Origin of the sequence: Streptomyces sp. NPDC089919, from assembly GCF_040684615.1 — a bacterium.
GTDB lineage: Bacteria > Actinomycetota > Actinomycetes > Streptomycetales > Streptomycetaceae > Streptomyces.
On sequence record NZ_JBFBGK010000042.1, the window covers coordinates 1 to 11,856 of the forward strand.

At 75.2% G+C, this 11,856-nt stretch carries 10 protein-coding genes; 6 read left to right on the forward strand and 4 right to left on the reverse strand.

The window, feature by feature from the left end; translation table 11 throughout:
* Positions 1–432 precede the first annotated feature (432 nt).
* Together AB0O40_RS18555 and AB0O40_RS18560 are read right to left on the reverse strand one after the other, a co-directional pair.
* On the reverse strand, positions 433–2,643 hold the full coding sequence (locus tag AB0O40_RS18555) for a helix-hairpin-helix domain-containing protein (RefSeq protein ID WP_365042284.1): 2,211 nt from the start codon (positions 2,641–2,643) through the stop codon (positions 433–435).
* Positions 2,640–3,629: an aldo/keto reductase gene (locus AB0O40_RS18560; RefSeq protein WP_365042287.1), complete on the reverse strand. Its 990-nt coding sequence runs from the start codon at positions 3,627–3,629 to the stop codon at positions 2,640–2,642. The genes AB0O40_RS18555 and AB0O40_RS18560 overlap by 4 nt, the downstream gene beginning before the upstream one ends.
* A gap of 92 nt (positions 3,630–3,721) precedes the next feature.
* Between AB0O40_RS18560 and AB0O40_RS18565 the strand changes: the two genes are divergently transcribed.
* Together AB0O40_RS18565 and AB0O40_RS18570 are read left to right on the forward strand one after the other, a co-directional pair.
* On the forward strand, positions 3,722–4,771 hold the full coding sequence (locus tag AB0O40_RS18565; RefSeq protein WP_365042290.1) for an LLM class F420-dependent oxidoreductase: 1,050 nt from the start codon (positions 3,722–3,724) through the stop codon (positions 4,769–4,771).
* A 265-nt stretch (positions 4,772–5,036) separates the two neighbouring features.
* Positions 5,037–5,825, forward strand: coding sequence for a ferritin-like domain-containing protein (locus AB0O40_RS18570; RefSeq protein ID WP_365042293.1), 789 nt, complete (start codon positions 5,037–5,039; stop codon positions 5,823–5,825).
* 22 nt (positions 5,826–5,847) lie between these two features.
* Here AB0O40_RS18570 and corA read toward each other — a convergent pair whose 3' ends face one another.
* Complete coding sequence (gene corA / locus AB0O40_RS18575; protein ID WP_365042296.1) at positions 5,848–6,840, reverse strand: magnesium/cobalt transporter CorA; 993 nt, start codon at positions 6,838–6,840, stop codon at positions 5,848–5,850.
* 49 nt (positions 6,841–6,889) lie between these two features.
* Between corA and AB0O40_RS18580 the strand changes: the two genes are divergently transcribed.
* From AB0O40_RS18580 to mshC, 4 genes are all read left to right on the forward strand, one after another.
* Positions 6,890–7,591, forward strand: a complete 702-nt coding sequence (locus AB0O40_RS18580; RefSeq protein ID WP_365042299.1) for a histidine phosphatase family protein — start codon at positions 6,890–6,892, stop codon at positions 7,589–7,591.
* 106 nt (positions 7,592–7,697) lie between these two features.
* Positions 7,698–8,288, forward strand: coding sequence for a DUF3090 domain-containing protein (locus tag AB0O40_RS18585; RefSeq protein ID WP_365042302.1), 591 nt, complete (start codon positions 7,698–7,700; stop codon positions 8,286–8,288).
* Positions 8,289–8,311: 23 nt separating this feature from the next.
* Entirely contained in the window at positions 8,312–9,133 is an 822-nt protein-coding gene (locus AB0O40_RS18590) for an SCO1664 family protein (RefSeq protein ID WP_365042305.1), read from the forward strand.
* Positions 9,134–9,245: 112 nt separating this feature from the next.
* Positions 9,246–10,475: a cysteine--1-D-myo-inosityl 2-amino-2-deoxy-alpha-D-glucopyranoside ligase gene (gene mshC, locus AB0O40_RS18595; protein WP_365042308.1), complete on the forward strand. Its 1,230-nt coding sequence runs from the start codon at positions 9,246–9,248 to the stop codon at positions 10,473–10,475.
* A 315-nt stretch (positions 10,476–10,790) separates the two neighbouring features.
* Here mshC and AB0O40_RS18600 read toward each other — a convergent pair whose 3' ends face one another.
* Positions 10,791–11,855, reverse strand: a complete 1,065-nt coding sequence (locus tag AB0O40_RS18600) for a PAC2 family protein (protein WP_365042311.1) — start codon at positions 11,853–11,855, stop codon at positions 10,791–10,793.
* Between the last annotated feature and the right edge of the window lies 1 nt (position 11,856).

Here is an 11,856-nt window from a genome sequence, read left to right on the forward strand (position 1 = left end):
GGGGCTACCCCACACACCACGGACGGCCTGGGCACGCGTACATCCCCCCAGCCTCGCCGGCGTTTGAGGCGCGGGGTCCGGGGCGGAGCCCCGAAAGGCCCGGCGCGCAGCGCCCGGGCAACGGGGGTCCGGGGGCGGAGCCCACGGTTTCGGGATGGGGGTCCCCCCGGACGGAGTCTGGGGGAGGGCGGGTAGGGGAACCGCTCCGCGCAGCGGCCACCCCCACCCCCACCCGCCCAGCCGCGGCACCGAGCCGCCCCCACCCGCCTCGCCCCCCCCGGGAGGCCCAGGTACCCGGGCCTCCCGGGCCCCGCGCGAGGCCCAGGCGCACACCCCGGGCCGCCCGGGCCCAGGGCGGGGCGCCACAGCGCCGAGGCAGGGCCCCGGCCACCGGCACGGGCACGGCACGGGCGGAGACAGCCCGCGCAGGGCCTATTCGGCGGCCGCGGCCACGAGGGACTTCAGCAGGGCCCCAAGACGCGTGGTACGCCCCCGCGGCAGCACCTCCGCCACGGCCCGAGCCAGCCCCTGGTCCATCCCGTGCACCACGGACAGGTGCCGCTCGGCCCGGCCGAAGGCCGTGTAGACCCAGTCCCGGGACAGCGCCCCGGCCGCGTCACCCGGCAGGACCGCGACCACGGCCGGCCACCGGTCGCCCACCGCCTGGTGCGCGGTGACCGCCCAGCCGTGCCGCACCGCGGACTCGACCTGCTCCTTCGGTACGACCACCCGCTCCGGCCCGCACTCCAGGTGCAGCCCGGCCGCGTCGGCGGAGCGGACCCGGCCGGGCACGGCGCGGCCCGGGGCCGGGACGTACACGACCCGGTCGCCGGGGTCGAAGCCGCCGAAGCGGCCCGGGCCCGGGTTGAGGCGTTCCTTGAGGGCGGCGTTGAGGGCGCGGGTGCCCGCCGAGCCGCCGTGGCCCGGGGTGATCACCCGTACCTCCTCGGCCGGCACGCCGAAGGCGCGCGGCACGGACTCCGCGACCAGCTGGACCGTGCGGTGCACGGCCTCGCCGGCGTCCCGGACCGGGACGATCACGACCTCCTTGCCCGGGGCGTCCACCTGCGTCAGCTCGCCGATCCCGATGCCGGAGACCAGCTCGCCCAGCGGCCCGGGGTCGGGCGTGCGGGAGGCGACCTGGGGGCAGACCCGGGCGGCCAGCAGGTCGGCGAAGACCCGGCCCGGCCCCGCGGAGCCGAGGACGCCGGGGTCGCCGCTGAGGACCAGCCGGGCGCCGTCGGGGACGGACTCGACCAGGGCCGCGGCGGCCTCCACGTCGAGCTGCGGGGCGTCCAGGACCACCAGCAGGTCCAGGGCCCAGGCGCCCTCGGCGTCCCGGCCGGGGCCCTCGGTGCCGGCCAGCAGGCCGGCGACGGTGACGGCGGCTCCGGCGGCCGGCTCCGTGCCGGTGCCGGCCAGGGCCGCGGCGAAGCGGTCCCGGCCGCCGGCGGTGTGCGCGGCGGCGACGGCCCGCAGCCCCAGGGCGCGGGCGGCGGCCAGCAGGGCGGCCGGTTCGGCGCGGGCGGCCTCGCCGCCGGTGTGGGTCACCAGGCCGTGCCCGGCGACGGCCCGGATCAGCTCGGCGGCGGAGGGGCCCGGGGCCGCCCCGGCCGCCCGCTCCCAGCCGGCCTCGTCGAGCGGGGCGCCGTCCTTGCCGAAGGTGCTGATCAGCCGGCCCAGGCCGTCGGCCAGGCTCTCCTCGGCCAGGGCGTGCTCCTCCAGCCCGAAGAGCACCCGGACCGGCTGCTCCGCTTCCTCCTCGGCGTCCTCCGGCTGGGGGACCGGGTCGCCGAGCGGCTCCTGGAAGACGAGGACCACGCCCTCGGCCACGGCCTGCTCCAGGGCCCGCTCCGGATCGGGTACGGACTGCTGGGCCAGCGCCTGTACGAGGACCGGCTGGTCCAGGGCGGTGTGGCCCTTGAGGGCGGCCTGCGCCAGCAGCCAGCCGACGAGGGCCGGCGCCCGGCGGGCGTCGTCCGGGCCGCAGTCGGCGCCGAGCAGGGCGCGGGCGAAGCCGTCCGCCTGCGTCGGGCGTACGCCGGGCACGGCGAGCAGCTGCCAGGGGTCCTGGCGCAGGGCCTCCGCGGCGCCCTCGCCGAGGGCTTCGGCGGCGGCCGGGGCCAGGGCCTCGGGGGCTCCGCCCTGCGCGAGTACGGCGCGTACGGCGGCCACCACCTCGGCCGGGACGGCCGCGGGGGCGGCGGCCGGGGCCGGCCGGCGGGGCTCCGGAGCCGGGGCGGGGGCGGTGCGGCGGGGGGCCGGCGGTGGTCCGGCGAAGGCGGAGGCGGGTGCCTTGCCGCTCTCCACGGCGCGGACCGCGGCCATCAGGTCGGCGGCGGTGCCGCTGAGTTTGGCGCCGGCGTCGATGGGGGCGGCGCGCTCCGCCTTGCGGCGGGCGATGCGCTCGCGCTCCACCTTCTGTGCCGCGAGCTCCGCCTCAGCCTCGGTCCGCTTCCCGGCCTCACCGGCCTCGCCGTCCGCCCCGGCTTCGCCGGACGGGTCGGCCGGTTCCGCGCCCGGGTCGGACGGCTCCGCTTCCGCCGCGGCTTCGCCGGACAGGGCGGGCGGCTCCGCGCCCGGGGCGGCGGCGGGCGGCGCGGCTTCCGTGTCTGCCGGCGGGGGGGCCGGGTCCGTGCTCACAGCGTGCTCCAGTCCTGGTCGGGATAGCGGTGCACAGGCGCCGAGACGTCGTCCAGGGCCTGGCAGATCTCCTCGGGAAGACTAAGGGCCTCCACTGACAGGGCCTCCGCGAGCTGCTGCGCGGTGCGCGCGCCGACCACCGGCGCGGCGACCCCGGGGCGGTCCCGGACCCAGGCGAGCGCCACCTGGAGCGGGGTCACGGCCAGCCCGTGCGCCGCGGTCGCCACGGCGCCCACGATGCGCCCGGCCGGCTCGTCCAGGTACGGTGCGACAAAGGGGGCGAACTGCTCCGAGGCACCCCGCGAGTCGGGCGGGACGGCCCCGCGGTACTTGCCCGTCAGGACGCCCCGCCCCAGCGGCGAGGACGGCAGCAGCCCCACGCCCAGGTCCAGCGCGGCCGGCAGCACCTCCCGCTCCACCCCGCGCTGCAGCAGCGAGTACTCCATCTGCGTGCTCGCCAGCCGCATCCGCGTGCCCGGCGCCGCCAGCTGCCAGGTGGCCGCCTTCGCCAACTGCCAGCCGGACAGGTCGGAGACGCCGACGTACCGCGCCCGGCCGCTGGTCACCGCCAAGTCCAGCGCGCCCAGTGTCTCCTCCAGGGGCGTCCACGGGTCGAAGGCGTGCAGCTGCCACAGGTCCACGTAGTCGGTGCCCAGCCGGGCCAGCGAGGCGTCCAGGGCCGCCAGCAGGTGCCCGCGCGAGCCGTCGCAGCGGCGCTCCGGATCGGGCACGCCCCCGGCCTTCGTGGCGATCACCAGGTCCCGGCGCGGCACCAGCCCGCCGGTCAACTGCCCGAGCAGGTACTCCGCCTCGCCGCCGCCGTAGACGTCCGCCGTGTCGACGAGCGTGCCGCCCGCCTCCCAGAACGTCTTCAACTGCTCGGCGGCCTCGTGCTCGGACGTGCCCCCGGGCGTCCCCCACATGAGGGTGCCGAGGCCGATCCGGGACACCCGAAGGCCCGTACGGCCGAGTTGCCTCTGCTCCATGAGCGCTGAGACTACTAAGGGCCCTGACGGATCGGTCAGACCCGCGCTACAGTCCCCGCACCAGACGTTACTGATCGGTAAGGGGTACGGGTATGCGGCTCGGCATCAATCTCGGCTACTGGGGCGCTGGCATGGACGCCGACAACCTCGCCGTCGCCCAGGAGGCCGACCGCCTCGGCTACGACGTGTGCTGGGCCGCGGAGGCCTACGGCTCGGACGCCCCGACCGTCCTGTCCTGGGTCGCCGCCCAGACCGAGCGGATCGACGTCGGCTCCGCCATCCTCCAGATCCCGGCCCGCCAGCCGGCGATGACCGCCATGACGGCCGCCACCCTCGACTCCCTCACCAAGGGCCGCTTCCGGCTCGGCCTCGGCGTCTCGGGCCCCCAGGTCTCCGAGGGCTGGTACGGCGTCAAGTTCGACAAGCCGCTCGCCCGCACCCGCGAGTACGTCGAGATCGTCCGCAAGGCCATGACCCGCGAGCGCCTGTCCTACGAGGGCGAGCACTGGACGCTGCCGCTGCCCGGCGGCCCCGGCAAGGCCATCAAGCTGACCGTGCACCCCGAGCGCGACCGCATCCCGCTCTACATCGCCGCCATCGGCCCCAAGAACCTCGAGCAGACCGGCGAGATCGCCGACGGCGCCCTGCTGATCTTCCCCTCCGCCGCCCATCTCGAGGAGACCGCCCTGCGGCACATCCGCGCGGGCCGCGAGAAGGCCGGGCTCACCATGGACGGCTTCGACGTCTGCCCGACCGTGCCGCTGGCCCTCGGCGAGGACGTCGCCGCGCTGGCCGACACCTTCCGCCCGTACACCGCCCTGTACGTCGGCGGCATGGGCAGCCGCAAGCAGAACTTCTACAACCAGCTCGCCCAGCGCATGGGGTACGAGAAGGAGGCCGCCGAGATCCAGGACAAGTACCTGGCCGGCGACAAGCAGGGCGCCGCCGCGGCCGTCCCGCACCAGCTGATCGACTCCACCACGCTGCTCGGCACCGTCGAGCGGATCGCGGACGGCATGAAGGCCTACGCGGCGGCCGGGGTGACCACGCTGACGCTGGCGCCCGCCGGCTTCGGCCTGGACGAGCGGATCGCCGCCCTGCGGGCCGGCACCGAGGCGCTGGAGCTGGCCGGTCTGGCCTGACCCCGGACACCCACGCGCCCGGCCCGGGGTGACCCGGGCCGGGCGGTTCGCGAGCCCCCGGCCGTGGTGGGGGCTCGGGGGTCTTCCCCGCCACGGCCGTCACCGCAACAACGCCCGCGCCGCCCGGCCGGTTACGGCCGGGCGGTCCGCTCCTGTGTGCCCCCCGTCCTTCGTTCGGCCGAGTCCGGCCGCCGCCCCTGTTGCCCGGGTATCCCATCGGGCTTTGACTTTGTGTCCGGGGGTCCGCGGAGAAGAGGTGGCAGTGATGCTCTCGGCCCGAAGCCTGTTCCAGGAGATCCTCGACAACGACGACTCCTACCGGCTGTTCTGCTCCATCGCGGCCAGCGGCGAGTCCCAGGGCGGCTGGGAGAACGGCCGGATCGCGGCCCTGGTGCCGCCCGCGATGGCAGACCTGGCGCCCAAGATCACCCGGCACGGCGCGGACGAGGACAAGCACGGCCGGATCTTCCACCAGCTGATGCGCAAGCGCGGCCTGGACCCCGTACCGGTGCCGCCCGAGACCGACTACACGATGCTCCTCGAACGGGCCGGCATCGGCCTGGCCCACAGCAAGCTGCGCGCCGAGGAACGCCTCACCGAGCAGGACATCGTCGTCTACCTCGCCCACAGCCGGGTCACCGAGCAGCGGGCCGCCGACCAGATGGTCATGCTCCGCACCCACTTCGGCGACCACCCCGAGGTCGGCCGGGCCATCCGCATGATCAGCAACGACGAGGACAACCACCTCGCCTACTGCCACGAGGAGCTGCTGCGCCTCAACCGCGAGGGGCACGGCCGCACCATCGCCCGGATCCTGCGCGAGAGCGCCCTCGCCGAGATCGCGGTCTACCGGGACGTCAGCCTCGCCGTCATGGAGCACATGGGCCGCATCCTCCAGTGGCCCGCCGCCAAGTCCGCCGTGCTGGCCGCCGGCATCAGGGGCGTGTACGGGTACGAGCGGCTGGCCGGCTGGCACCGGGCGGTCGGCCTGCGCATGCCCGAGCGGCGCAACGCGCTGGGCGGCCCGCTGGCCGCCGCGGCCGAGTACGCCTGACCCGGGCCCGGCCGGTACCGGCTCAGAGCCAGCCGCGCCGCTTGAACAGCCGGTGCAGCCCCCACACGATCAGCGCCATCAGGACCAGCACCACTTCGTAGCCGTAGCGGGTCCCCAGCTCCGGCATGTGCTCGAAGTTCATCCCGTAGATGCCGGCCACCATGGTCGGGACCGCCGCCATGGCCGCCCACGCGGAGATCTTCCGCATGTCGTCGTTCTGCCGCACGCCCATCTGCGCCAGGTGTGCCGACAGGGCGTCCGACAGCAGCCGGTCCAGCCCCTCGACGTACTCGTTGGCCTTGGTCAGGTGGTCGGCCACGTCCCGGAAGAACGGCTGCGCCTGGTCGTGGACGAAGGGCACCCCGGGCGCGGCCAGCCGGCTCATCGGCAGCATCAGCGGGGCGGTGGCCCGGCGGAACTCCAGCACCTGGCGCTTGAAGTTGTAGATCCGGGAGGCGGTGTTCTTCATGTCCCCGCCGTCCGGGGCGAAGACCTCGGCCTCCAGCTCCTCCAGGTCCGCCTGGAGTTCGGCGGCCACGTCGATGTAGTGGTCCACCACCGCGTCGCTCACCGCGTACAGCACGGCCGTCGGACCGTGCTTGAGCACCTTCGGGTCCTGCTCCAGCCGGGTCCGCACCTCGGCCAGCGCGCCGCCGGTGCCGTGCCGCACGGTCACGACGAACGAGTCGCCGATGAACACCATCAGCTCGCCCGTGGTGACCGTGTCCAGGTCGTCGTCGTAGACCACCGGCTTGAGCACCACGAAGAGCGAGTCGTCGTAGACCTCCAACTTGGGCCGCTGGTGCGCGGTCAGCGCGTCCTCCACGGCCAGCGGGTGCAGGCCGAACTCGCTGCGGACGTGCTCGAACTCCTTCTCCGTGGGCTCGTACATCCCCACCCACAGGAAGGCGTCGCCGGTGGCCCGGGCCTCGTCGAGGGCGTCCGAGAGGTCCTCGGGCCCCGCCGTCCGGCGGCCGTCACGGTAAATCGCACTGTCCACAATCACGGGGGGCATTCTCCCCCGACCCCGCCCGGGCCGCACGTCAGCGCCTACGCTGGGGGCCATGGCAACCCTCTTCCTGGTCCGGCACGGACGCTCCACGGCGAACACCGCGGGCGTGCTCGCCGGGTTGACCCCCGGCATCGCCCTCGACGAGCGCGGCGCCGCACAGGCCGGGGCGCTGCCCGGCCGGCTGGCCGGCCTGCCGCTGGCCGCCGCCGTCTCCAGCCCCCTGCAGCGCTGCCGGGAGACCCTGGCGCCGCTGCTGGCCGCCCGCCCCGGACTGGAACTGCACGCCGAGGACCGGATCGGGGAGTGCGACTACGGCGACTGGTCCGGCCGCAAGCTCTCCGAACTGGCCGATGAACCCTTGATGAAGGTCGTGCAGCAGTACCCCTCCGGCGCCGCCTTCCCCGGCGGCGAGTCCATGCGCCAGATGCAGGACCGCGCGGTGGCCGCGGTCCGGGACTGGAACGCCCGGATCGACGCCGACCACGGACCGGACGCGTCGTACGTCATGTGCTCGCACGGGGACATCATCAAGTCCCTTGTCGCGGACGCCCTCGGCCTGCACCTGGACCTCTTCCAGCGGATCTCCGTCGAACCCTGCTCGGTCACCGTGATCCGCTACACCGCGACCCGGCCGTACCTCCTGCGCCTGGGCGACACCGGCGACCTCGCCGGCTTCGCCCCGCGGGAGAAGGCCCCCGAGGCCACCGGCGACGACGGGAACGCCGTCGTGGGCGGTGCCGCGGGCGCGGGCTGATCCTTTGGCGCAGTAGGGTGGATGGAGCCGCAACCGCCCTGCACCCGCGCCGTCCCCGCTCCGGGGCGCACCCGGCCGGGCCGACCGAGACTTACGGAGACTGGACGTGCCCCGTCAGGTGTTCCTCTACGACCCGCCGGACCGCTTCGTGGCCGGCACGGTCGGGCTGCCCGGACGCCGGACGTTCTTCCTCCAGGCCTCCTCCGGCCCCCGGGTCACCAGCGTCTCCCTGGAGAAGACCCAGGTCGCCGCGCTGGCCGAGCGGATGGACGAACTCCTCGACGAGGTCGTGCGCCGCACCGGGGGCAACGCCCCGGTCCCGGCCGTCGCCCCCGCCGAGGCGGCCGACACGGCGCCGCTGGACGTCCCGGTCGACGAGGAGTTCCGCGTCGGCACCATGGCCCTGGCCTGGGACGGCGAGGAACAGCGCATGATCGTCGAGGCGCAGGCCCTGGTGGAGCTCGACGCCGACTCCGACGAGGACCTGGCCGAGGCCGAGGAGCGGCTGCTCCAGGACGAGGAGAACGGCCCGCCGATGCTGCGGGTGCGGCTCACCGGCGCCCAGGCCCGGGCCTTCGCCAAGCGCGCCCTGGACGTGGTCAACGCGGGCCGGCCACCGTGCCCGCTGTGCAGCCTGCCGCTGGACCCGGAGGGCCACGTCTGCCCCCGCCAGAACGGCTACCGGCGCGGCGCGTGAGCGGGGGAGCGGGGATGTCCGGCATGGAGACCCAGGATCCGGGGCAGCGCACGGCCATGGAGGAACTGCTCGCCCGAGGCGAGCTGACCGTCCGGGGCCGGATCCGCGAGGCGTCCAACGCGGTGCTGCTGTGCGACGTCGCCCACGAGGGCGTCACGGCCGCCTGCGTCTACAAGCCGGTGGCGGGGGAGCGGCCCCTGTGGGACTTCCCCGACGGCAACCTGGCCCGCCGCGAGGTCGCCGCGTACCTGCTCTCCGAGGCCACCGGCTGGGGGCTGGTGCCGCCCACCGTGCTGCGCGAGGGCCCCTACGGCGAGGGCATGGTCCAGCAGTGGATCGAGGCGGACGAGGCGGCCCCCGAGGCCTCGCTGCTGGCCCTGGTCGAGGGCGAGGAGGCCGGCGAGGGCTGGAAGGCGGTGGGCTTCGCCGAGGTGGGCGAGGGCCGCACCGCCCTGCTCGTGCACGCCGACGACCCCCGGCTGCGCCGGCTGGCCGTCCTCGACGCGGTGATCAACAACGGCGACCGCAAGGGCGGCCACCTGCTCCCGGGCCCCGGCGGCGGCCTGTACGGCATCGACCACGGCGTGACCTTCAACACCGAGGACAAGCTGCGGACGCTCCTGTGGGGGTGGGCCGGGGAACCGCTCACCGACGAGGCGCTGGACGTCCTGCACAGGCTCGGCGGAGAACTGGCCGACGGGAGCCCGCTCGCCACCCGGCTGGCCGAACTGATCACCACCGCCGAGCTGGCGGCGGTACGGCAGCGGGTGGCGCAGTTGCTCGCCGACGGCCGGCACCCGGCGCCGAGCGGCAGCTGGCCTGCGATCCCGTGGCCGCCGGTGTGAGTGCGGCCGCGGCCCGGCACGCATAGAACCGGCCAAGATACAAGGGTGTGGATCAAGCCAACCCTGCCGGTCCGGTTCGGTGACGGAACATCCGTCCGGTTAGGCTCAAGACATGCATGCCTGGCCCGCTTCTGAGGTTCCCGCCCTGCCCGGCAAGGGCCGCGACCTCCAGATCCACGACACCGCGACCCAGGGGAAGATCACCCTCGACCCCGGTCCCGTCGCCCGTATCTACGTCTGCGGCATCACCCCGTACGACGCGACCCACATGGGTCACGCGGCGACCTACAACGCGTTCGACCTCGTGCAGCGCGTGTGGCTCGACACCAAGCGGCAGGTCCACTACGTCCAGAACGTCACCGACGTCGACGATCCCCTGCTGGAGCGGGCGGAGCGCGACGGACACGACTGGACCGAACTCGCCGAGCGCGAGACCGCGCTCTTCCGCGAGGACATGACCGCCCTGCGGATGCTCCCGCCGCAGCACTACATCGGCGCCGTCGAGGCCATACCCGGGATCGTCCCGCTGGTCGAACGGCTCCGGGACGCGGGTGCCGCGTACGAGCTCGAGGGCGACGTCTACTTCTCCGTCGAGGCCGACCCGCACTTCGGCGGGGTCTCCAACCTGGACGCCGAGGCGATGCGGCTGCTGTCCGCGGAGCGCGGCGGCGACCCGGACCGCCCGGGCAAGAAGAACCCGCTCGACCCGATGCTGTGGATGGCCGCCCGCGAGGGCGAGCCGAGCTGGGACGGCGGCTCGCTGGGCCGCGGCCGGCCCGGCTGGCACATTGAGTGCGTGGCCATCGCCCTGGACCACCTGGGCATGGGCTTCGACATCCAGGGCGGCGGCTCCGACCTGGCCTTCCCGCACCACGAGATGGGCGCCTCGCACGCGCAGGTGCTGACCGGCGAGTTCCCCATGGCCAAGGCGTACGTGCACGCCGGCATGGTGGCGCTGCACGGCGAGAAGATGTCGAAGTCCAAGGGCAACCTGGTCTTCGTCTCGGCGCTGCGGCGTGCGGGGGTGGACCCGGCGGCGATCCGCCTGGCCCTGCTGGCGCACCACTACCGCTCCGACTGGGAGTGGACCGACTCCGTCCTGGAAGAGGCCGTGGCCCGGCTCGGGCGCTGGCGCGCCGCCGTGTCCTGGCCGGACGGGCCCTCGGCCGACGCGCTGGTCGAGGAGGTGCGGGCGGCCCTGTCCGACGACCTCGACGCGCCGGCGGCCCTCGCCGCGATCGACCGCTGGGTCGCCCTCCAGGCCTCCGACGGCGGCGCCGACGCCTCTGCCCCCGGGCTGGTCTCCCGGACCGCCGACGCCCTCCTGGGTGTAGCCCTCTGACCCCTCCGTCTCCCTGACACCCCCCGCGGTCCTCCGCGGGGGGTGTCCCCGTTCCCGGGCCGGAGCCGACGGGTGGCGGGGGCGCGGTCCGGGTTGCCGCTGCGCGGAGCCGTCCCCTCCCCGCCCTCCCCCAGACTCCGTCCGGGGGGACCCCCATCCCGAAACCGGGGCTCCGCCCCGGACCCCGTACCGCCGCTGCGCGCCGGTGCCCTCAATCGCCGGGCGGGCTGGATGTGCGCAGCACATTCCAGCCCCGCCGGCGATTGAGGCGCGGGGGTCCGGGGGCGGCGCCCCCGTGCCCCCACCGCGGCACGCTCAGGCCTCGGGGCCCGGCTCCGGGTCGTCGCCCGCGGGCGGATCCGGCGGGCCGTCGGGCGTCGCGTCCGACGGGGAGTCCTCGGGCGCCGAGGGGGCCTCGGCGGAGCCCTCGGCCGGGTCGGCCGGTGGGTCGGTCGGGGTCGGCCGGGGCCAGGTCCGGCCCGCCGTCAGGTCACGGAGGTACGCCGCGTCGCCCGACTCCGTGGCGTGCCCCGCAGGGCCCCCGTCCCGCCGACGGAGGTAGCGTTCGAACTCGCGCGCGATCGCCTCGCCCGAGGCCTCCGGCAGATCGGCCGTGTCCCGGGCCTCCTCCAGCGTCTGGACGTACTCCGCCACCTCGCTGTCCTCGGCGGCCAGTTGGTCCACGCCCAGCTGCCAGGCCCGCGCGTCCTCCGGCAGCTCGCCCAGCGGGATCCGCAGGTCGATCAGGTCCTCGAGGCGGTTCAGCAGCGCCAGCGTCGCCTTCGGGTTCGGCGGCTGGGAGACGTAGTGCGGCACCGCGGCCCACAGGGACACCGCCGGCACCCCGGCGTGCGTGCAGGCCTCCTGGAGCACCCCGACGATCCCGGTGGGACCCTCGTACCGGGTCTCCTCCAGGTCCATGGTGCGCGCCAGGTCCGGGTCGGAGGTCACGCCGCTGACCGGCACCGGCCGGGTGTGCGGGGTGTCGCCCAGCAGGGCGCCCAGGATGACCACCATCTCGACGCCCAGCTCGTGGGCGAAGCCGAGGAGTTCGTTGCAGAAGGACCGCCACCGCATGGACGGCTCGATCCCGCGCACCAGCACCAGGTCGCGCGGTTTGGTCCCGCCGATCCGGACCACCGACAGCCGGGTCGTCGGCCAGGTGATCTTGCGTACGCCGCCGTCCAGCCAGACGGTGGGGCGGTTGACCTGGAAGTCGTAGTAGTCCTCGGCGTCGAGGGCCGCGAAGACCTCGCCCTTCCACTCCCGGTCCAGGTGCGCCACCGCACCGGAGGCGGCGTCACCCGCGTCGTTCCAGCCCTCGAACGCGGCCACCATGACCGGGTCGATCAGCTCGGGCACGCCCTCAAGCTCGATCACC